This window comes from Salinicola sp. MH3R3-1, from assembly GCF_001937155.1.
In the GTDB taxonomy this organism is placed as follows: Bacteria; Pseudomonadota; Gammaproteobacteria; order Pseudomonadales; family Halomonadaceae; genus Salinicola; species Salinicola halophyticus.
Genome location: NZ_MSDP01000016.1, coordinates 13,128 through 31,936 on the forward strand (window position 1 = coordinate 13,128; position 18,809 = coordinate 31,936).

At 63.2% G+C, this 18,809-nt stretch carries 16 protein-coding genes; 9 read left to right on the forward strand and 7 right to left on the reverse strand.

All coding sequences use genetic code 11. The annotated features are described in order from the left end of the window. Positions 1-130: 130 nt before the first annotated feature. The 3 genes from zipA (at position 131) to BTW08_RS10265 (ending at position 3,872) form a co-directional block, all read left to right on the forward strand. On the forward strand, positions 131-1,411 hold the full coding sequence (gene zipA, locus BTW08_RS10255; protein ID WP_075562438.1) for a cell division protein ZipA: 1,281 nt from the start codon (positions 131-133) through the stop codon (positions 1,409-1,411). A gap of 158 nt (positions 1,412-1,569) precedes the next feature. Then, positions 1,570-3,606, forward strand: coding sequence for an NAD-dependent DNA ligase LigA (gene ligA / locus BTW08_RS10260; protein WP_075562439.1), 2,037 nt, complete (start codon positions 1,570-1,572; stop codon positions 3,604-3,606). Continuing rightward, the gene (locus BTW08_RS10265) at positions 3,603-3,872 is read left to right on the forward strand and encodes a YheU family protein (RefSeq protein WP_075562440.1); all 270 of its coding nucleotides are present in this window, start codon (positions 3,603-3,605) and stop codon (positions 3,870-3,872) included. The genes ligA and BTW08_RS10265 overlap by 4 nt, the downstream gene beginning before the upstream one ends. 106 nt (positions 3,873-3,978) lie before the next feature. Here the strand turns inward: BTW08_RS10265 and BTW08_RS10270 are convergent, their stop codons facing one another. After that, positions 3,979-5,292, reverse strand: a complete 1,314-nt coding sequence (locus BTW08_RS10270) for a 2-hydroxycarboxylate transporter family protein (RefSeq protein WP_083627808.1) — start codon at positions 5,290-5,292, stop codon at positions 3,979-3,981. Between the two features lie 478 nt (positions 5,293-5,770). Here BTW08_RS10270 and BTW08_RS10275 point away from each other — a divergent pair, with 478 nt between their 5' ends. After that, positions 5,771-7,372, forward strand: coding sequence for an ATP-binding protein (locus BTW08_RS10275; protein ID WP_075562441.1), 1,602 nt, complete (start codon positions 5,771-5,773; stop codon positions 7,370-7,372). A gap of 3 nt (positions 7,373-7,375) precedes the next feature. Then, complete coding sequence (locus BTW08_RS10280; RefSeq protein WP_075562442.1) at positions 7,376-8,101, forward strand: response regulator; 726 nt, start codon at positions 7,376-7,378, stop codon at positions 8,099-8,101. Positions 8,102-8,168: 67 nt separating this feature from the next. Here the strand turns inward: BTW08_RS10280 and mnmC are convergent, their stop codons facing one another. The 3 genes from mnmC to BTW08_RS10295 form a co-directional block, all read right to left on the reverse strand. Next, complete coding sequence (gene mnmC / locus BTW08_RS10285) at positions 8,169-10,211, reverse strand: bifunctional tRNA (5-methylaminomethyl-2-thiouridine)(34)-methyltransferase MnmD/FAD-dependent 5-carboxymethylaminomethyl-2-thiouridine(34) oxidoreductase MnmC (protein WP_083627809.1); 2,043 nt, start codon at positions 10,209-10,211, stop codon at positions 8,169-8,171. Between the two features lie 224 nt (positions 10,212-10,435). Next, entirely contained in the window at positions 10,436-10,735 is a 300-nt protein-coding gene (locus BTW08_RS10290) for a YciI family protein (RefSeq protein ID WP_075562443.1), read from the reverse strand. Continuing rightward, on the reverse strand, positions 10,735-11,286 hold the full coding sequence (locus BTW08_RS10295) for a septation protein A (RefSeq protein ID WP_075562444.1): 552 nt from the start codon (positions 11,284-11,286) through the stop codon (positions 10,735-10,737). The genes BTW08_RS10290 and BTW08_RS10295 overlap by 1 nt, the downstream gene beginning before the upstream one ends. 110 nt (positions 11,287-11,396) lie before the next feature. Between BTW08_RS10295 and BTW08_RS10300 the strand changes: the two genes are divergently transcribed. Continuing rightward, on the forward strand, positions 11,397-12,320 hold the full coding sequence (locus tag BTW08_RS10300) for a PHP domain-containing protein (RefSeq protein WP_342588588.1): 924 nt from the start codon (positions 11,397-11,399) through the stop codon (positions 12,318-12,320). 125 nt (positions 12,321-12,445) lie between these two features. Beyond that, complete coding sequence (locus BTW08_RS10305; protein ID WP_075562445.1) at positions 12,446-13,066, forward strand: L-threonylcarbamoyladenylate synthase; 621 nt, start codon at positions 12,446-12,448, stop codon at positions 13,064-13,066. A gap of 89 nt (positions 13,067-13,155) precedes the next feature. Here BTW08_RS10305 and BTW08_RS10310 read toward each other — a convergent pair whose 3' ends face one another. Both BTW08_RS10310 and BTW08_RS10315 read right to left on the reverse strand, forming a co-directional pair. Beyond that, entirely contained in the window at positions 13,156-13,932 is a 777-nt protein-coding gene (locus BTW08_RS10310) for an HAD family acid phosphatase (protein WP_083627810.1), read from the reverse strand. A 155-nt stretch (positions 13,933-14,087) separates the two neighbouring features. Then, complete coding sequence (locus BTW08_RS10315; protein ID WP_075562446.1) at positions 14,088-14,987, reverse strand: ion transporter; 900 nt, start codon at positions 14,985-14,987, stop codon at positions 14,088-14,090. Between the two features lie 222 nt (positions 14,988-15,209). Between BTW08_RS10315 and BTW08_RS10320 the strand changes: the two genes are divergently transcribed. Both BTW08_RS10320 and BTW08_RS10325 read left to right on the forward strand, forming a co-directional pair. Then, the gene (locus tag BTW08_RS10320; RefSeq protein ID WP_075562447.1) at positions 15,210-15,794 is read left to right on the forward strand and encodes a heme NO-binding domain-containing protein; all 585 of its coding nucleotides are present in this window, start codon (positions 15,210-15,212) and stop codon (positions 15,792-15,794) included. Then, on the forward strand, positions 15,791-17,737 hold the full coding sequence (locus BTW08_RS10325; protein WP_075562448.1) for an EAL domain-containing protein: 1,947 nt from the start codon (positions 15,791-15,793) through the stop codon (positions 17,735-17,737). Before BTW08_RS10320 ends, BTW08_RS10325 begins: the two co-directional genes overlap by 4 nt. A 35-nt stretch (positions 17,738-17,772) precedes the next feature. Here the strand turns inward: BTW08_RS10325 and BTW08_RS10330 are convergent, their stop codons facing one another. Next, a complete protein-coding gene (locus BTW08_RS10330) occupies positions 17,773-18,675 on the reverse strand; it encodes a CYTH domain-containing protein (protein ID WP_075562449.1) in 903 nt (300 codons plus the stop codon). Positions 18,676-18,809: the final 134 nt, after the last annotated feature.

Genomic DNA, 18,809 nt, shown 5'->3' on the forward strand with positions numbered 1-18,809 from the left:
GGGCGAAACTTCACTTGACAAAGAAAAAAAGTAGCCCATTTTTGACAAATCACGCTATGCTAGTGCCAACATGCGACAAGCATGTTGTCCTCTTCCAGCATAGTGGCACCGCGAACAGGCAAGACGACCCATGGAACTAAGAGAGTGGCTGATCATCCTGGGGCTGGTTTTGGTGGCGACCATCGTGATCGATGGCTTCCGTCGCCTCCAGCGCCAACGTCGGGTTCCGCGCCTGGATCAGGCGATCGGAGAGCGCGAAACCGACGACGGGTCCGAAGTGGATCCGGAACAGGCGGCCCGTGAGGCCGAGGTCAACTGGGAATTGCCCAATGGAGGGGCACGTGTCTTACGTCCGGCGACGTTCGAGCGCCAGGAGGCGGAGCCGGTCAGGCCTTCCGAGCCCAAACGACAGGAGCGCATTCCGCCCGAGGAGTTGCAACGCAGCATTCTCGATCGCGGCAATCGGTCCTCGTTCGCTGACATGCAGCACAAGACCGATATGCAGCAGCGGGTCAGGAATGCCGTTCGGGCCGGTGCCAAGCGAGTCAGTGAGTCGGCTCAGCGGCTTAGCCACAAGCGCGACGACGCCAGACGCGACGTTGAAGAATCCCGTCTTCATGATGAGCATCATGACCGGGCGCATCAGGAACCGCGTCTGACACCGCAAGACGCCGAGGCCGCCGACGCGCCGAATCGTCTGCAGATCACCACGCTGGTGCCGCGGGATGGCGAGTGGACATCGGAGCAGCGCGAGCCGGTGGCAGAGCCCGAGCCCCCTCTGTCAACGGATCTGGCGACGCACTCGCATCGCGAGCCTGCCGTTGCCGTTGACGAGCCGACCCCGGTCGCCGCGTCGGCGGAGGATATCGGCGAGGCCTCGCGTAACGATGTGGTGACCCAGCATCCGGCGGTCGAGCGGGCCAAGCGGCATCATGTCAGCGCCGCGCGTGCCCGTGAGACGCTGGCTCATGCCGAGGAAATCATTGTCATCAGCGTGCTGGCGCGGACCGAGGACGGCTTCGACGGTGCCGACCTGCTCAATCTGATGCTGGCGTGTGGATTGCGGTTCAGCGAGATGGGTATTTTCCATCGCTACGAGACCGAATCCGATGACAGCGAGCTGCAGTTCTCGATGGTCAATGTGCTCAAGCCTGGTGTATTCGATCTCGATAACATGCAGGAAATCGTGACGCCGGGCGTCACCTTCCTGATGCCGCTCCCCGGTGCCAACGATACGTCAGTCGCCTTCGAGGCAATGCTGGAAACCGCGATGGTGCTGGTGCGCAATCTCGGCGGCGAGCTCAAGGACGAGAATCACAGCGTGATGACCGCCCAGACCATCGAGTTCGCACGTCAGCGTGTGCAGGAGTTCGAGCGTCGCCATCGGCTGCGTCGTTATCAGGCCAACTGATCCGACCGAGCAGCAGATCCGAGCATAGCGACAGCGAACGACGGGGCCTACGGGCCCTGTCGTCGTTTTCATCCGCAGCATTCTTCTGCATTAGCGCAGCCGAGACCGGCTTCCGCTACAATGCGGGCACACTTTGTGCAGCGATCGAACCGAGCGTCATGAGCCAGATCCCCCAAGCGGTCCGCAAGAGGGCCGATGCCCTGCGCCAGCAGTTGGACGATGCCAACTACCACTATTATGTCGAGGATCAGCCGCAGATCCTGGATGTCGAGTACGACAATCTGCTGCGCGAGCTGCAATCGCTCGAGACCGAGCATCCCGAGCTGATAACGCCGGATTCGCCGACCCAGCGTGTCGGCGCGCGCCCGGCGGATCGCTTCCACGAAGTAACGCATGCCGTGCCCATGCTGTCGCTCGACAACGCCTTCAGCGAGGAGGAACTCGCGGCGTTCGTCAAACGGGTCGCCGACAAACTCGAAAGTGACGGTGAGACGCTCAAGTTCTGCTGCGAACCCAAGCTCGACGGGCTGGCGGTATCGCTGGTTTACGAAAACGGGCAGTTGATGCAAGGGGCGACCCGCGGCGATGGTCGTACCGGCGAAGACGTCACGATGAATCTGCGCACGCTCCACTCCATCCCGCTCAAGCTTCGCGGCAAGTCGGTACCGTCGCTGATCGAGGTGCGCGGCGAAGTCTACATGCGCCACTCGGGTTTCGAGGCGATGAACGAGCGCGCCCGCGAGAATGGCGACAAGGTTTTCGCCAATCCACGCAATGCCGCTGCCGGTAGTTTGCGCCAGCTGGATTCGTCGATCGCCGCCAAGCGGCCACTGGAATTCTGCGCCTATCAGGTCGCCCGGCTCGAGGGCGACGATGATGCGCAGTCGCATTCGGATTATCTGAAGCGGCTGCGCGAGCTGGGTTTTCGCACCAGCCCGCTGCTCGACGTGGTTGAAGGGGCCAGCGGCGTGGTCGAGTTCTGCCATACGTTGGGCGAGCGCCGCGAAGGGCTCGATTACGATATCGACGGGGCGGTACTCAAGGTCGACAGTCTGCGCGACCAGCGTGAGCTGGGCTTCGTCTCCCGCGCGCCGCGTTGGGCCATCGCCTATAAATATCCGGCCCAGGAGCAGACCACGACGCTCAACGACGTGACGTTTCAGGTCGGCCGCGTCGGCACCCTGACGCCGGTGGCCAAGCTGGAACCGGTGCAGGTGGCCGGGGTGACGGTGTCCAATGCCACGCTGCACAACATGGACGAGGTCGAGCGGCTCGGGGTACGTATCGGCGATACCGTGATCGTGCGGCGCGCCGGTGACGTCATTCCCCAGATCGTGGGCGTGGTCGAGTCGCAGCGCCCGAAAGAGACTCGCGCCATTGAAATGCCCACCGAATGCCCGGTCTGCGGTTCGCAGATCGAGCGGCTCGAAGGCGAGGTCGCCGCGCGCTGTTCCGGTGGCCTTTACTGCCCGGCACAGCGCAAGGAGGCGTTGAAACATTTCGCCAGCCGCCGTGCCCTGGATATCGACGGCCTTGGCGAGAAGCTGATCGACCTGCTGGTCGAACGGGAATGGGTCAAGAGCCCGGCGGACCTGTTTCGGCTGAGAGCCGAGCGGCTCGCCGAACTGCCGCGACTGGCGGAGAAATCCGCCAACAATCTCGTCCAGTCGCTCGAGGCGGCCAAGCGAACCACGCTGGCGCGCTTCATCTATGCGATCGGGATCCGTGAAGTGGGCGAAGCGACCGCGGCCAGTCTGGCGCGCCACTTCGGCGCGTTGCAGGCGCTGCGTGATGCGCCATTGGAGGCGTTGACGGCGGTGGACGATGTCGGCCCCGTGGTCGCCCACCATATTCATACGTTCTTTCAACAGGTGCACAACCAGGAGACGCTGGACGATCTGCTGGCGGTGGGCGTCACCTGGGAAGAGGTCGAAATTGCCGAGCGCCCCCAGCCGCTGGACGGGCAGACCTGGGTATTGACCGGCAGCCTGGAAGGCATGACCCGCGACGAGGGCAAGGAGCGTCTGCAGGCATTGGGCGCCAAGGTCGCCGGCAGCGTCTCCAAGAAGACCGCCACCGTCGTCGCCGGGCCTGGCGCCGGCAGCAAGCTGGCCAAGGCCGAGGAGCTGGGAGTCGAAGTGATCGACGAAGCGACGTTCGTCGAGCGCCTTAACGAATGGGAGACAGGAGCATGAGCGGACGTTTTATCGAAATTCCGCCCCGCATGTTGCCCGCGGAAACGCTGGACGCGCTGCTCGAGACGTTCGTCACCCGGCAAGGCTACGACACCACCGATGTGGCGACGGACATGCACGATTGGGTGCGCGATCTCAAACGCCAGCTGGAGCGTGGGGAGCTGTTGATCGTCCACGATCTGCAGACCGAGAGTACCGAGGTGATGACGCTGGCCCAATGGCGCGGATTCGGCCGTGACATCGCCGATGACGAGGAAGAGGGCTGAGAACGCGCGTTCGCCAGGCCAGCTGAAGAGACGAAAACGGCGCCCCGTTCGAGAACGGGGCGCCGTTTTACATGGCCATTCGTCTGAACTGGCCGTTGCTGCCGGATCAGGTGAAGAACAGCGGTACCACGATGCTGGAAATCAGCAGAATCATTGCGCCACCCAGGCGTGACGAGATCTGCGCGAACGGCATCAGCTGCATGCGCTTGGCGGCGGACAGTACCGCCACGTCGCCCGTGCCGCCCATGTTGGCCATGCACAGCCCGGCGGTGATCGCCGACTCGATCGGATAGAAGCCGACCAGTCTGCCGACGAGGCCGGCACCGAAAGCGGCTCCGGCGACGACGGCGAGGACGATCAGCACGTAGGTGATGGAGATCGCATCGATCACTTGGCCGAGATCGGTGTAGGCGATGCCGATGCCGAACAGCAGGGCGAAGGTCCAGTTCTTGGCGACGAACTGGAACCACTGCGCTGCGGCTTCATTGACCGATTCCGGCACGATGTTGGTGATCTTGAGCACGGCAACCAGAATGATCATCAACGCATACGGGTGCAGCGGAATCACGCTACCCAGAATCTCACCGGCGACGAAGAAGGTGAGCGCGGCGATGACGCCGATGCCCAGCTTGGAAAGGTCCGGCTTGCTCTCGCGCTCTTCGATCTCGACGCCCGGCATCATCTGACCGTTGCCGGTCAGGCTCGGCATGCGATTGGCCAGGCCGTTGAGCAGCCCGGCGATGATGATCGCGAAGACGTTACCCAGTGCCAGTGCCGGCACCAGAATCGAGATATAGTAGCTGGCCGGCTGGCCCAGCAGCTGCTCGTAGATCTGGCTCATGGGGACCGCGCCGGCGCCCATGCCGCCGCCCATGATCGGCAACGCGATGACGACTACCGCGTCCTGCGGCGAGAAGCCCATCACCCAGCCAACGGCGATGGCGAACAGTGCCGCGAACAGCACGGCGCAGATCAAAGGCAGCGCGTAACGCGAGCCCACCTTGACCAGTACCCTGGAATCCATGCCCAGAATGCTGCCGGTGATCAGCGCGGCGATATAGAAATTGAGGAAGCCGCCGCCCTTCATGAACTGGGTCACGTTATCGACGACACCGGTCGGCAGCCACTGCACGTAGACCAGTGCCGCGGCGCCGAAGATGGCGAGAATGGCGCCGCCACCCAGATAGCTTTTGACGATCGGCAGCCGATCGCCGATAAAGCCCAGGAGTTCGCCGAAGATCATCATGACCAGCAGGGCGCCGATCATGCCGGCCGGGATCGTGTCCGTCGCGATGGAAAGGATCAGCACCGCGGTGGCGATGGCAAAAAGCGGTAGAGGAATGCCGAAGATCGGCGTCGTTAGCCAGCTTTCTCGGCGGCCGGCATCGGCCGACGCGGTTGGCGTCACGGTTGAAGTCATGGTTGGCTCCCCAAGGATTTTCGCCCAAAGGGCGTAAGCGGTATGTTCGCCCAGTGGGCGGTACGCAGCCGAGGATAGAGGCCTGGTGGTGTCGACCAAGTTTTATGAAATTATTAAAGCCTTTATAAACTATTGAAAGAAATGCAGGGCCAGCCCGCATACCCGCAGACGCCGGGGTATACCACCTTGGTCTAAATTCGCAGTGATTCAGCGGCCACCGACGCCGCGCGCCCGCACGGTGTCCGTCTAGCGTTGATCGGCCTGTCTATGTCATGCAATAGCGGCACGTGGCGTATGGCGACAGTGGCGCGTGGCACGTAGTAAAGGGTACTGGACGTGGTAAAGGGTACAGGGCGTAGTAAAGGGTACTGGACGTGGTAATGGGGAAAGGGGAGTCACAGATGGAGTCCGGGTCAGGCTTACGAGAGGCGATATCCACTGACAAGGATGGTTATCGATCACGCCGGGGGAGTGTTGCATGAAGCGGCTGCGCCTCAGTGCTCAGATATCGATTCTGGTCGCCAGCATGATCGTGCTGACGCTGGGTGTAGCGCTGCTGCTGTTCAATTATCAGCTGCGCGCCAATCTCGAGGAGGCCCAGGGTGAGCGGGTGATGGGGCTGGCGGCGGTGCTGGCCGACCGGGAAGACGTCAGGGTGGCGCTTTCAGCCCGGCCGATCGTTCACGACGCCAGTTCGCCGCTGCGCCAAGAAATCGAGCGGCTGCGCGAACGTCTGGGTGTGGACTTCATCACCGTGATGGATCTCGACCATCTGCGTCTGACCCATCCCGATCCCGATGAGGTCGGGCGGTATTTTCGCGGCGGCGACGAAGATCCCGCCCTGGCGGGCGAATCCTACGTTTCTCGCTCCGAGGGTACGTTGGGCGTCAGTATCCGTGGCTTCTCGCCGGTGATGAACGACAACGGTACGGTCATCGGCGCCGTCTCGACCGGCGTCACGCTGACCCGTGTCGGCCTGCTGCTGGCCGAGCGCCGCCAGAGCCTGCTGCTCGGCATCGTGCTGCTGATGCTGGTGGGCGCCGCGAGCGCCTGGTGTCTGGCGCGCTATATCAAGCGGATCCTGCTGGGGTTCGAACCGCATCAGATATCCCAGTGGGTTCGCGAGCGCCAGGCGATGCTGGCATCACTGCACGAAGGGGTATTGGCGATCAATGGCGCCGGAGAGATCACCCTGGTCAATCCGGCGGCGTGTCAGTTGCTGAATCCGCTGGGAGCCGATGACGGTTCAGGCATTCCGGCATCGACACTGAAGGAGCTTTTCGATAGCGCCATGCCGACGCTCGATCGGCGGCTAACGCTGAACGGGCGGGCACTGATCGTCAACCGCGTGCCGATCCGCGGTGAACGCGGCGCGGGTGGCAGCGTGGTCACGCTGCGCGATCGCAGTGAAGTCAACCGGCTCGCCGAAGAGCTGACCGGCGTCAGTCGCTACGCCCAGGCGCTGCGCGCTTCGACCCATGAGTTCAAGAATCGACTGCACGTCATCCTGGGGCTAGTGCAACTGCGCGATCTGGGGCGGTTGGAGCGCTACCTGCGCGAGCTCGACGACACCCTGATCGCCCCGGCTGCGGCGCGGATCGCGGGAGTCAGGGATCCCGTCCTGGCGGGATTTCTGCTGGCCAAGGGCAGTGAAGCCCGGGAGCGCCGCGTCGCCTTCGAGATCGAACTGGAAAGCGAGATCCCGGCACCCGAGGATAGCGAAATCCTGCATCTGCTGGTCTCCATCATCGGCAATCTGGTGGAGAACGCCTTCGAAGCGGTTGCCGGCCGCGAATCGCCGCAGGTGAGCCTGACGCTGGGTGTCGATGGCGGGGCGCTGTCGCTGCACGTGTCGGACAACGGCGGCGGCATGAACGAGGACCAGCGGCAGCGTGCCATCGAGCAGGGCGTCTCCTCCAAGGGCGAGGGGCGCGGCTACGGGCTGGCCATGGTCAAGACCCATATCGAATCGCTGGGGGGCGCGCTGGCGCTCTATTCCACGCTGGAGCGTGGCACCCTGGTCGAGGTGACAGTACCCTATGGGATGGTCGTAACGCAGGTAACCGATGGAGTGACGTAGTCCATGCGCGTGCTGGTTGTGGAAGATGATCCGATGGTGATGCGTCTCAACGTCGAGTTTCTCAATCGCCTCGACGGTGTCAGTCTGGTCGCGCAGTGCGAAGACCTGCCGGCGGCGAGAGAGATACTGGCGCAGGAACCGGTGGATCTGTTGCTGCTCGACGTCTACCTGCGCGAGCACAACGGGCTGTCGCTGGTCCGCGATCTGCGTCGGCAGGCTCGCGATATCCAGATCGTGCTGATCACGGCGGCTTCGGAGATGGAGACGGTGCGCGAAGCCAAGCATCTGGGTGTCAGCGACTATCTGGTCAAGCCATTCGAGTTCGAGCGCTTCAAGGAGGCCCTGGCGCGCTGCCTGGACACACACCAGCGTCTTTCCCGATTGCCCGCGCGGGCGCATCAGCGCGATCTGGACGCGCTGTTCCGGGAGACGACCCCAGGCCAGCCGGCGCGTCCCGGCGATCTGCCCAAGGGGCTGACCTCGAACTCACTGTCCCAGGTAGCGAAAGCGGCCGCCGATCAGGGCACTTCGCCGTTCACCACCGAAGCGATGAGCGAGAACACCGGCATGTCACGGGTGTCGGTGCGCAAGTATCTCAAGCATCTCGTCGATCGCGGCGTGCTCGAGGAATCCTTCCATTACGGTCAGATCGGCCGCCCTTCATTCACCTATCGCTGCCTCGACGACGACGCACTGGCCCGGCTGGGCGAACCCGGTACCCCCAGCTAGCGTTGATAAGACGCGTTGCCGCCATCCTGAGTGCGTGACGAATCGTGTCTTGAAGAAGCGTGCTGCGTCAGCGGCCGCGGATCAGATCGGCGATGATCCGCCGGCCGGGATGGAGATGATCGACGAGCTCGCGTTCCAGCGGCATCGGCTCGTCGTGAATCCGCGAGGCGATCAGCTCGGCACACAGCGGCGCGCTGACCATGCCGCGAGAGCCATGGGCCGTGCTCACCCATAGTCCCGGATAGTGCTTGCCGGGGGCGTCGAAGCGGCGCTTGGCATCCTTGCCCAGCGCGGCGTAGTCGGCGCGCCAGCGTCCGGTATCCGGCAGCGGTCCAGCGTAGGGGGTCTTGTCCGGGCTGGCGGCGCGAATGCTGGCACGCCCGCCGCAGTCATCCGGAGGCAGTCCGGCCAACTGCTCGGCCAGCGCCGGCGCCGTTCGCGCCAGCTCCTCGAGATTGCGTTGGTGATCCGACTGGCGCAGCTCGATGTCGTCGTCATTGGGGGAGAAGGTCGCGCCGAAGGTGAGCTTTCCCTCTCGCGCCGGCATCACGTAGCCCTCGGCGCAGAGCACGCGCGTCAGCGTCGAGGCATTATCGATATCGATATCGATATCGATGTCAGCGTGCGGCGGCAACGAGAGCGTGGAGATTTGACCACGGACGGATTGCAGCGGCAGCCCGTCGAGCCAGTCGCGGCTGGCGTGGCCAGTGGCGAACACGACCTGATCGACATCCAGCGTTTCATGGTCGAGCTGCAGTCGCCAACCGCCTTCGGTTTCTCGCAGGGCATGGAGTTCGGCCTGACGGGGAGTGACGCCGGGCGTCGCCGCCAGCTGACGACATAGCGCGATCGGATCCACCCAGCCCGCCTGAGGATAATACAGCGCGCTCTGATTGACCTCGGTGCCGGCCAGTCTCGTGGCCTCTGACGCATCGCTGGCAGCGACGACGGAAGGTGGCAGGTCGTAGTTGGCCAGAAACCGCTGCCGACGCGGATCGTCTCCGGCCATCTGCAGCAGCCCGCAGTCGGACCACCAGCGGCATTCCGGGTCGAGCCGCGCCAGCCAGCGCTGCGTATAGAGCAATGCGGCGAGATAGAACCGGCTCTGGAGATTGGGTTCGATCGCCAGTTTGACGTAGAGCGCCGCCTGGGGATTGCCCGATGCCCCGCTGGCGATACCCGCCCGGTCGATCAGAGTGACCTGGCTACCGCGGCGGGCCAGTGCCGCGGCCACACTGGTCCCTGCGATTCCTCCGCCGATGACGGCGATATGGCTGGCGGCACTGGCGAAACCGACTGGCGGCGGCTGGAACCACGGCGTGGCGGCCCGAGGGCCGGGGTGCGGCGTCTCATCGCGTTCACCGCGGAGCATTTCGCGCTTGCGGCCGAAACCCGGCACCTTGCGCCAGCGAAAGCCGGCCGCCGCCAGGCCACGTCGCACGAAACCCGCGCAGGTGAACGTCGCGAAGGTGGCCCCCGGCCGGCTGGCAGCGGCCATGGCCTCGAACAGTTCGGGCCGCCACATCTCGGGGTTCTTCGAGGGTGCGAAACCGTCGAGGAACCAGGCATCGACCTGGCCGTCCAGGCGCGACAGGCAGTCCGCCGCGTCGCCGAAGTGCAGATCCAGGGTGACGCGATCATCCAGCTGCAGCCGATGGACACCGGCCACGGCCGGCGGCCACTGATCGATCAGTCGCGCCGCCTGACGCGCAAGCGGCGGCCAGAGGCGCCAGGCGCGCTCCAGCGCTTCACGGGTGAGCGGATGCATCTCGGTCGAGACCAGATGCAGCCTGGCCTCGGCGGGCGCGTGCTCGTCGAAGCAGGCCCAGGCGCACAGCATGTTGAGGCCGGTGCCGAAGCCGGTTTCGCCGATCGTGAACGCCCGCCGATGGCGCCAGTCGGCGAACCGTCGCGGCAGATCGTTGTTGTCGAGGAAGACGAAGCGGGATTCTGCCTGGCCGTCCTGACGCGAGAAATACACGTCATCGTAAGCGGTCGAGAACGGCGCCACGAGGTCGCCATCGTCGGCTCGCCAGTCGAGCTCGGCGTGGCGAATGGCCTGGCGATGAGGATTGACCTGGCGATGGGAAGTGACCGACTTGCCGCTCATGGTTTCAAGGCCTGGGTGCCGTCGAACGGCCCTGACCTGCCGGACCGCCGAGGCGTTGTATGAAATTTGATCGCTTTTCGCCAGACGACGGCTTATCGGCTACCGGGGAAGCCTTCCGCCGGATCTCAACAGTGTTATCCACAGCAAGTGTGCAAAACCGTCGCGTGAGCGGCTGTGGATAAACTCAGGCAAGGTGGGCCTAGGCGATGACGGGAATCGCCAGGTCAGGGCAGCACGCGTTTGAACGGTTTGACCCGCACCTGGGAATAGACGCCGGCCGCGACGTAGGGGTCGGCATCGGCCCAGCGCTGGGCGGCCTCGAGCGAATCGAACTCCGCCACGATCAAGCTGCCGCTGAAGCCGGCGTCACCCGGATTGTCGCTGTCGATGGCCGGATGCGGGCCGGCCAGGATCAGACGCCCCTCGTCTTTCAAGTTTTCCAGCCGCTTGACGTGTTCCGGGCGAACCGAGAGTCGCTTTTGCAGACTGTCTTCGACGTCGTCGCTGATGATGGCGTAGAGCATCAGGAGCCTTCCTCTGATTGGGATGATGAAAGATGGCGTGCCAGAAACACGGCTTGCCCGATCACGAACAGCAGCGTCAGGCCCAGCATGCCGAAGAGCTTGAAGTCGACCCAGGTCGCCTCGTCGTAGTAGCTGAAGACGTAGACGTTGAGTGCGGCCATGGCGAAGAAGAATAGCACCCAGGCCAGATTGAGGCGGTGCCACGTCGCCGCGGGGAGCGTTACCGCCTTGCCCATCATCCGCTGGGTCAAGGTCTGGCCGCCGAACAGCGGCGACAGCAGAAAGGCGACACCGAACAGGGCGTTGATGACGGTTGGCTTCCACTGAATGAAGGCCGGATTGTGGAAGGCGATGGTGGCGCCGGCCGAAACGATCACGATGATCGAGGTGATCAGCAGCATCTTCTCGATCCGTCGCTGGCGCCACCAGACGATGCCCAGCTGCGCAAGGGTGGCGGGAATCAGCACCATCGTCGCTGTGATGATATCGCCGCTCAGATGATAGACGACGAAGAAGATCGCGATGGGCAGGAAATCGAACAGCAGTTTCATACGGGCAAGGCCTCCGGCGAGTGGTGACGACGCAGACGTTTGACCCGGCCCGTCGCGCCCGTCACCATAGTCGATCTATTCTGACAAAGACGCTGGCTGGCGTCATGCCCATGAGCGTTTTTCCCACCGATGATCTCGAAATCCACCCGATGAAGCTGGCGGATACGCTCGACGGCATTCGCGGTGTCGATCTGCACCTGCACTCCACCGCCTCCGACGGCAAGCTATCTCCTTCCGAACTGGCGAATCTCTGTCACGCGCGCGGTCTGACTCACGTCGCACTCACCGACCACGACACGATCGAAGGTGTCGAGGAGGCACGGCGGCAGTGTGAGCATCATGGGGTCAGCCTGATCGCTGCCGCCGAGCTTTCCTGTCAATGGCGCGGGATCGGCCTCCATATCGTAGGGCTATTGCCCCAGGGCGTGTCGCCAGCGTTCGAGTCGGGGCTGGAAATCCTGAGTCGGGCGCGCGACAAGCGCTCCCGTGAGATCGCCCACCGCCTCGAGAAGATCGGGTTGGAAGACGGACTGGCCAAGGCAAGGCTCGAGGCGGGTAGTGAGCGCCCACTGGGGCGGCCGGATTTCGCCGCTGCCCTGGTCACGGCCGGTCTGGTGCCGGATCGCAAGGCGGCATTCAAGCGCTATCTCGGCACCGGCAAGCGTGGCGACGTCAAGATGCACTGGCCGGAGCTGGCTACGGTGGTGGGCTGGATTCGCGACGCTGGCGGTATCGCCGTCGTCGCCCACCCGTTGCGTTACGGCATGACCCGACGCAAGCGCGATCTGCTGTTCTCGGCGTTCATCGAGGCCGGCGGCGAGGCGGCGGAACTGGTGAGCGGGTACCAGAACCCGGATACGACTCACGATCTGGCCCGGCAGCTCGACTTCCATGGCCTCTACGGGTCGATCGGCAGCGATTTCCACTATCCCGGCGGGCCGCTGTCGCCGGGAACCATCAGTCCGCCGCCACGCTCCCACGTCAAGCCGGTGTGGTGCCATCCCGCCATGCGCCGCTTTGCCAACGGCGAATAGCGTCAGGTCTGGTACTCTCACCGTTAGCCATCACGTGTCACCGGTCGTCGCCGTCAGGCGGTGCGGCAGAGGTTTCTACAGAGGCTTCAGAGCAGGTTTCAGAAGCGATTCGAGGAGAGCGTGAGATGACCCAGTTTTTCCAGATTCATTCGCAGAATCCGCAGAAGCGGCTGATCGATCAGGCCATCGGCATCCTGAATCAGGGTGGTGTCATCGCCTATCCGACGGATTCAGGCTACGCCCTGGGTTGCCGGCTCGGCGAGAAGAAGGCGATCGAGAAGATCAAGTGGCTGCGCGAGCTCGACGACCGCCACAATTTCACCCTGGTGTGCTCCGATCTGTCGGAGATTGGCACCTACGCCAAGGTCGACAACAGCGTGTTTCGGCTGCTCAAGTCGCATACGCCCGGCGCTTATACTTTTATTCTGACTGCCACCAGCGAAGTGCCCCGGCTGCTGTTGCATCCCAAACGCCGTTCGATCGGCGTTCGGGTGCCGGATCACAACATCACGCACGCGCTGCTCGACGCCCTGGGTGAACCGCTAATGAGCGTGACGCTGATTCCGGTGGGGGAGACCTGGCCGATGACCGATGCGGAAGAGATCCGCGACCGCTTCGGCGCGCACCTGGATGCGATCATCGACGGCGGCGCCTGTCAGCTCGAACCGACCACCGTGGTTGATTTGCGCGAGATCCCGCCGGTAATCGTCCGCGAAGGGCGGGGCGATTCCTCGGCTCTTCGCTGAGTCATCCATTGAATGGACGGCTCGACCGGGCGCCGGTCGAGCCTTGATGACGAGGTAGGGTGGGGCTGGTGATGCCCCGCATCCGAGGATTAGTGCGTCTTCAGCGGCGCCGACCATGCTTCGAGTTCGGCATCGCTCCAACTGCCGTAGCTGGCGTTGGGGAACATGATCCAGTCGTCGCCAAAGTGTGCGTCACCCTCGCTGACCAGCCTGTGCTGCTCGTCCAGATTGGCATGATGAAAGTCGCTGGAGAAGTCAGCCAGCGAGTCGCCCAATTGCAGGATAAGTTCGTGATCGCGCTGGATTGCGGCACGTCTGTCGCCCTTGGAGGGGCCCAGTAGCCGAACCTGAGCCTCGTTGATCTGGGGCAGGCGCAGTGACTGCAGCGTCTCGAGCGTTTTCGCTTTGTTCTCCTCGTAGCGGTCGGAGACGTAAAAAATCGTCACCCCTTGGGAATCGGCGTAATTCAGAAAAGCGCGCGCGCCAGGAATCAGTCGCGGGTGTCCCTCGCGCTCCCATACTTTCCAAGTATCCCAGCCGGTGAAGTCATGGCAGGCCTGCATGTCGCGAACGAGCAGTGCCGAGTTGTCGATCACCGTTTCGTCCAGGTCCGTCATGATGGCCAGATTATCCGCATCGGGGTGGGCCGCGATCTTCTGCTGCAGTTTCGCCGTTGCCAGAGCGTAGCCTTGCCGTTGCAGCGCATCGATTTCGGCCGATTGCTGTTGATAGCGAAGTGCCATTGCATAGGCCTCGGGGGCGCAGGCGTCATCGTCGGATTCGGCGGCTTGGGCCGTCGATGCGATGCCCAGCGTCATGGCGCCTGTCAGCATCCAGGGCAGCAGGTTTTTCGTTGTGCTTTTCATGGAACCTCCTCCTTTTGTGGTCGTGGCCGGCAGTGGCCCGAAGCGTCCTAACCTAGAGACTTGCCCCTTCTCGATCAAATGCGACACCGTTCCCGAGAGCCTGCATTCTGCACCGATGATCGAACGTCGCGCGGTCGCTGCCACTGACCCCGCCGTTAGTCCCGCCGCTTGTCGCTGTCCTCTTCCTCATCCGCTGACGTCTCATCGTCGTCGGGGGCATTCGGGTCCTGCGTCTCTTCATCGAGCCAGGAGCCGCAGAAGCGACAGTATTTGGCATCTTGCTCATGACCTTCACGGCCGCAGCCGGGGCAGGCTTCCTCGGAATAGCGCTCGCGCTGGATCGAACGGATCACCTCGGCGGAGAAGACCCCGGTGGGGACGGCGATGATCGAGTAGCCCAGCACCATCATGAAAGCAGAGATAAATTGCCCTAGCGGCGTCACCGGGGCGATATCGCCGTAGCCGACTGTGGTCAGGGTGACGACCGCCCAGTACATCGCCCGCGGCATGCTGGTGAAACCCGCCTCCGGCGGCTCGATCATATAGATGACGGAGCCGAAGATCGTGATGATCAGCAGTATGGTGGTCAAAAACAGCAGGATCTTGCGCTGGCTGCGCTGCAGCGCTTCCACCAGCATGCGGCCTTCTCCGACGAACTCCATGAGTCGAAGCACACGAAAGACCCGCAGCACCCGCAAGACTCGCACCACCAGCAGCGATTGCGCGCCCGGTATGAAGAGGGCGAGCCAGGTGGGGAGGATCGCCAGCAGATCGAGAATGCCGTAGAAACTGCGCAGATAACGCAGCGGCCGGTCGAGACAGTAGAGCCTCAGGACCAGCTCCAGTGTGAAGATCAGCGTGAAGCCCCATTCCACCACATAGAAAATCTCGCCGTATCGCTTGTGTAGTCCTGGCACGCTGTCGAGGAAAACCGTCGCGACACTCACCAGAATCAGAGTGATCAGGGTAATGTCGAAAGCCTTGGCTAACGGGGTGTCGGATTCGAAGATGATCTGAAACAGCCGTTTGCGTAGCGATGAGCCGCCCGATTGCATCAATTGAGTTCCTGTCTTGGTGGCCGGCTACGCGATGAGACGCGTCCGATAATTCATTTACATGACGTTCAATTTCCTGGCGTGGGCGCCGATAATGCCAATAATACTTCGGGTTCGCCGAGGTTGGTCGACCGTCAGCCCGGGATGGGGCAGGGCTTAACGAGTCATTGCGAGTTTACAGTGTTACGCAAGGGCGTGACCTGACGCGAGGGTAGTCCTTCCATGATCGGGTTGATTCAACGCGTTCTCATTGATCATGTCGAGAGCCACTACGGTGAAGCGGCCGTGGATTGGATCGCGGCCCAAGCCGGTGTGTCGTCGCCGGGACGGCGTATCGATACGGATTACGACGATGCCGACACGCTCGCGTTCTTCGAGGCCGCCGGCGATTATCTCGAGCTCGACCATGAGGCGTTGATGACCCTGTATGCCGATCTGTTCATCAACTGGACGCGTCGACACTACCCCATGTTCTTCTCGATGGCCGATTCGGCGCAAGCTTTCCTCGGCCGACAGCCGGCCATTCATGCCTCTCTCGGCGCCGGTATTCGTGATCCCGACCTGCGTAGCCGGGTGAATGACAAGTTCCGGGTCGTCGACCAAAGCGAGGGCGCTCTGATTGTCGAGTATCGCTCGGCCAACGGGCTCTGTTCGCTCTATCGTGCGCTGTTCGCGCGCGTGCTCGAAGAGTACGCGCAGTCCGGCGAGCTCGCGGAGACCCGTTGCCGGCATCGTGGTGACGACTGCTGTCGCTTCGAAATGACGTTCGCGACCGGGCCGGAGTCACTGTCAGGGAGCGTGGCATGAGAGAGGCCTCCTCGACGGTGACGGATGACCGTGAACGTCGTCTGATCGCGCAGGTCGACTCCATCAGCAATCAGCTGTGTCAGGCGGTGGACGGCGGTTTCGAGTTCCATGTCCATACCGATAGTGACGAGATCGCGCTGCAGAAACTGGCCCAGCTCAATAATTTCGTCCTCGATTCGGTACGGCGGACGATCCGGGATCTTCAGGCATCTCGGGACGAGCTCGAAATCCGCGTCGACGAACGCACCCAGCGACTCAATCTGGTGCTGACCGCCACCAACGACGGGGTGTGGGAATGGGATATCGACAGCGGCAACATCACCCTGTCCCAGCGCTGGTCGAGCATGCTGGGACTGCCACATGAGGGCGGCCAGCGCGGTCTCGATGATTGGCTATCGCGGATTCACGACGATGACCGCGCCGAGGTCCAACGATCGCTCTACCAGCATCTCGATGGGCTGACGTCAGCAGTCAATGTGGAGTACCGCATTCGCGATGCCCGGGATGCCTGGCGCATGGTGCTGTGTCGAGGGCTGTGCCAGCGCAACGGCGATGGCGTAGCCATCCGCATGGCCGGCACCCAGACCGATACCACGGAACAGCGGCTCGTCGACCCGTTGACGCGCCTGCCCAACGGCGCCTATCTCGATCTCCTGCTGCAGGGCCGACTGGCGCGAATACCGCTCGCGGCGATGGCACTGGTCAAGTTTCAGCTGCTCAACGTGGCATCGCTGTTCGATGGTGTCGCGGTCGATATCGCCGTCGCCGCGCTGCGAGGCCTGGTACAGCGAATGCGCCGCCAGTTGCCCCCGAGGGTGGCGTTGATCGCGCTGCCGGAACACACCTTCGCGATGATTTTCGAAACCGATGCGGCAGACCGGTTGAACGACGCGCTGGAACCTCTCGAGGCGCTGCTTGCACAGCCGGTGGAGATCGACGGTCAGCAGGTCTGGTTGTCGCATGTCAGCGGGATTGCGGCATTGAACCCGGCCGAGCCGGTGAGTGTCGACGAATGGCGCCATCAATCGCGTCTGGCGCTGGCCAACGCGCGGCTGTCGGGTGTCGGCTCCCGGCGCTACTACAGTGAGCCGCTCCGCCATTGGGAGCGTCAGACGAGTCACGCGGAGCAGCTGATTCGTGGTGCGCTGGCGACCCGCGGCGTGCGTTGTTTCGTGCAACCGATCGTCGACGCCACGACCGGCGAGGTTCGCTGCTTCGAAGCGTTGATGCGCTTGCACGAGCCGAACGAAGGCATCGTTGCACCGGTCAGCTTCATCGAGGTCGCGGAACGCTCGGGATTGATCGCCCCGCTGTGGGAGATGCTGATGGAGCAGGCGCTGCCGATGCTCAAGGACGGAGCCGTCTGCGAGCGCTTCGGCGACAGCTTCTCGCTGAGCGTCAATCTTTCGACCCGGCAACTGATGGACCCCCATCTGCTCGACACCATGATCGCGATACTCTCGCGCCATGGCGTGTCCCCCCGTCGGCTACAGATCGAAGTGACCGAGACTTCGGTGCTCAGCGACCCGGCCAGGGCGTTCCGTATCCTGGACCGGATCCGGGGGGCCGGCATCAGCGTGGCGCTGGACGATTTCGGCAGTGGTTACTCGTCGCTGGCGCAGTTGACCTCGATGCCGATGGACACGGTCAAGATCGACCGCGAGCTGGTCATGAACGTCACCACGTTGCCGCGCAAGCGTCATGTGCTGTCGGCGGTGATCGCCCTGTGTCAACGCCTCGACTACCGCATCGTCGTGGAAGGCGTCGAAGAGCGCGAAACCCTGAACATCCTGTGTGACTGGGGTGTCACCGATATTCAGGGCTATCTCTATTCCCGTCCGTTACCGCTGGATCGGCTGGTCGCGGATTTCTCGCCCCCCAGGCCTTGTCGCGTCAGGGGGGCGGGTCGTGCCGCCAGTGGCTCGTCGTTGCCGGCAGCTTGAATCCTATCCCGCCTTGGCGCCGCCGTGGCGCAACGTCAAGCACCTTTATGTCTGAGAACCAGCCAGTCCTGTCCGCGCCAGGGAACGACGCCCTGACCCAGATCCGCCAGAATTCGTTCGGCCGCCTCGATGCGTTCGTCATGCTCCCGGTGCGGGGCAATCCGCCGCATTTTCCATTGGTGAACGAGTCGATCGCAACGGGTTTGGGCGCTGGCGAGCCAGGCGGGGTGCTGGCTGTCCTGCCAGTTGTCGATGGCGTCGATCAGGGCGTCCACCGAAACCGTCTCGATGACGATTGGCGCGGGCCAACCGCTGCCTAGGCAGCCGGCGCGGCTGGCCTTGCTGTGGTTGGCCGGACGCGCCGGTAGCGTCGGGGCGTCTGGTGCCGAGGGTCCGCACAGGCGCTGCGCCAGTGTCCATAGTTGCTCCGGAAGACCGTGTTTGAGCTCGAGTTCCAGCTCGCAGATCGGCAGGCGGGCATCGCCGGCGTGAATGGAGCCTTGGTCCAGCGCAATTTCGATATCGCTGCCGTCGATCTGGTAACGCCATAGCCGGCGCTCGAAGTCGGTGGTGAAGACCGGGCGTAGCGTCTCCAGATCCAGTCCGGAAAAGGCGGGGTGGTCGAGTTCGCGAAGTCCGTTCAGGTCGAGACCGGCGGGATTGCACGCGGCGTTGTCGATCGACCACTCCCACTCGCCGCGGCTCGACAGGCCCCCTTGGCTTTCGGCCGCGCTCTTCAAGGTCTGCAAACGCCGATCGCCTTGCCGGCGAACCCGCAATGCGACGCGACGCGACTGCAGGATTCCCTCGGCGGTGTCGTAATACTGATTTCCCAGCGTGACCGTTTGCGATGCCAGCGTCTTGAGTAGCGGTTGACCCATGAGTTGCGTGGGGCCCTGGGGCGACAGCGCCAGTTTGAGTTCGATTTCGTCGCTCATGCATACTCCGGCAGTGGCTGTCTGGTTTGAATGTCGGGCAGAAGTTGTCGCGACAGGACTTACCTCTGCCATGATGGATTCTGGCGTCATGGCGGCATAGGGTGATGTCTCGAATCGAAGACAGACAATGGGCG

Bases quoted from the DNA above. Each gene is read 5' to 3' on its own strand.
- zipA (WP_075562438.1), top strand. From the start codon at position 131: ATGGAACTAAGAGAGTGGCTGATCATCCTGGGGCTGGTTTTGGTGGCG.
- ligA (WP_075562439.1), top strand. From the start codon at position 1,570: ATGAGCCAGATCCCCCAAGCGGTCCGCAAGAGGGCCGATGCCCTGCGC.
- BTW08_RS10265 (WP_075562440.1), top strand. From the start codon at position 3,603: ATGAGCGGACGTTTTATCGAAATTCCGCCCCGCATGTTGCCCGCGGAA.
- BTW08_RS10270 (WP_083627808.1), bottom strand. From the start codon at position 5,292: ATGACTTCAACCGTGACGCCAACCGCGTCGGCCGATGCCGGCCGCCGA.
- BTW08_RS10275 (WP_075562441.1), top strand. From the start codon at position 5,771: ATGAAGCGGCTGCGCCTCAGTGCTCAGATATCGATTCTGGTCGCCAGC.
- BTW08_RS10280 (WP_075562442.1), top strand. From the start codon at position 7,376: ATGCGCGTGCTGGTTGTGGAAGATGATCCGATGGTGATGCGTCTCAAC.
- mnmC (WP_083627809.1), bottom strand. From the start codon at position 10,211: ATGAGCGGCAAGTCGGTCACTTCCCATCGCCAGGTCAATCCTCATCGC.
- BTW08_RS10290 (WP_075562443.1), bottom strand. From the start codon at position 10,735: ATGCTCTACGCCATCATCAGCGACGACGTCGAAGACAGTCTGCAAAAG.
- BTW08_RS10295 (WP_075562444.1), bottom strand. From the start codon at position 11,286: ATGAAACTGCTGTTCGATTTCCTGCCCATCGCGATCTTCTTCGTCGTC.
- BTW08_RS10300 (WP_342588588.1), top strand. From the start codon at position 11,397: ATGAGCGTTTTTCCCACCGATGATCTCGAAATCCACCCGATGAAGCTG.
- BTW08_RS10305 (WP_075562445.1), top strand. From the start codon at position 12,446: ATGACCCAGTTTTTCCAGATTCATTCGCAGAATCCGCAGAAGCGGCTG.
- BTW08_RS10310 (WP_083627810.1), bottom strand. From the start codon at position 13,932: ATGAAAAGCACAACGAAAAACCTGCTGCCCTGGATGCTGACAGGCGCC.
- BTW08_RS10315 (WP_075562446.1), bottom strand. From the start codon at position 14,987: ATGCAATCGGGCGGCTCATCGCTACGCAAACGGCTGTTTCAGATCATC.
- BTW08_RS10320 (WP_075562447.1), top strand. From the start codon at position 15,210: ATGATCGGGTTGATTCAACGCGTTCTCATTGATCATGTCGAGAGCCAC.
- BTW08_RS10325 (WP_075562448.1), top strand. From the start codon at position 15,791: ATGAGAGAGGCCTCCTCGACGGTGACGGATGACCGTGAACGTCGTCTG.
- BTW08_RS10330 (WP_075562449.1), bottom strand. From the start codon at position 18,675: ATGAGCGACGAAATCGAACTCAAACTGGCGCTGTCGCCCCAGGGCCCC.